This is a genomic window from Streptomyces sp. S6 (assembly GCF_054880855.1).
On the sequence record NZ_JBTYMC010000614.1, the window covers coordinates 1 to 1,571 of the forward strand.

Below are 1,571 nucleotides of genomic sequence, written 5' to 3' on the forward strand. Positions count from 1 at the left end.
TTGGGGTCCCTCATCCAGAACCCGTGCAGCAGGACGGCTTCCGCGTCCACGTCGTCCGGGTGCGGGCGTCCCTCGATGATGAATCCGCAGAGCGCGCGCAAGGCCTCCTCGGCCCGCCGCTGCTTCTCCAGGCGCCGCGCCTCGGCCTCGGCACGCAGCCGCGCCTCCTCCTCGGCCTGCTGACGACGACGCTCCGCCTCGGCGGCCCGCCGCGCCTCTTCCTCGGCGCGCGCCTTCTCCTCGGCGAGGAGCCGGGCCCGTTCCTCCTCGGCCCGCTTGCGTGCCTCTTCCGCGCGCACGCGCGCCTCTTCGGCCTGCCGCTCGGCCTCGCGCCGCTGCGCCTCTTCCAGCTCGCGCCGCTTGCGTTCCTCTTCTTCCGCGCGGAGCTTGGCGAGCTGCTCCTGGCGCTCGCGCTCCAGGCGCTCTTCCTCGGCCTTGCGGGCGGCCTCTTCCTCGGCCTTGCGCCGGGCTTCCTCCTCGGCCTTGCGGCGTGCCTCCTCCTGGGCCTCGATCTCGGCCTCGGACAGGGGCAGCAGCTGGTCCAGCCGCGCGCGGACGACGGTCGTGACGGACTCGGGCTCCTGACCTGCGTCGACGACGAGGTAGCGGCCGGGGTCGGCGGCGGCCAGCGTGAGGAAACCGGACCGCACGCGCGCGTGGAACTCGGCGGGCTCCGACTCCAGCCGGTCCGGCGCCTCGGTGAACCGCTCGCGGGCGGTCTCCGGGGAGACGTCCAGCAGGACGGTCAGATGCGGGACGAGCCCGTCGGTCGCCCAGCGCGAGATGCGGGCGATCTCCACCGGGGAGAGGTCGCGCCCGGCGCCCTGGTAGGCGACGGAGGAGTCGACGTACCGGTCGGTGATGACGACGGCGCCGCGCTCCAGGGCGGGCCGGACGACGGTGTCGACGTGCTCCGCGCGGTCGGCGGCGTACAGCAGCGCCTCCGCGCGGTGCGAGAGGCCGGCCGAGGAGACGTCGAGGAGGATCGAACGCAACCGCTTGCCGACCGGCGTGGCGCCGGGCTCGCGGGTGAGGACCACCTCGTGTCCCTTGGCCCTTATCCACTCGGCGAGGGCCTCGGCCTGGGTGGACTTCCCGGCGCCGTCGCCGCCCTCCAGGGCGATGAAGAAGCCGGTCGCCGCAGGGGCCGTCACCGGCTCGGAGCCGCCGAGCAGCGCGTCGCGCAGGTCCTTGCGCAGGGGGACGCCGGAGCGGTCGTCGACCTTGGCGAGGACCAGCGCGGCGACCGGCAGGAGCAGCGCGCCGACCAGCATCAGCGTGAACGCGGCGCCGCCGTGCGTGAACACGAACCGGCCGCTCTCCAGGCTGTGCGGGCCGATGAGTGCGGCGACGAGGGGCGCGATCAGCGCGGCGAACCCGACGAAGACGCGGACGACCGCGTGCAGGTGCTCGGTGACCCGCGCGCGGCGGCTGTCCTCGGTCTCCTGGTCGAGCAGCGCGTGCCCGGTGTTCGCGGCGACACCCGCGCCGACGCCCGCGAGGGCGGCCAGCAGCAGGACCGTCGCGTTGTCCGGGACGAGACCGGCGGCCAGCAGGGCGACGCCGGTCAC

General features: G+C 75.0%; 1 protein-coding gene. It reads right to left on the bottom strand.

Annotation, left to right across the window (positions count from 1 at the left end):
• Positions 1–1,571, bottom strand: a 1,571-nt coding sequence (gene tmk, locus ACVNF4_RS35795; protein ID WP_461807003.1) for a dTMP kinase, incomplete at both ends; no start/stop codon positions are given.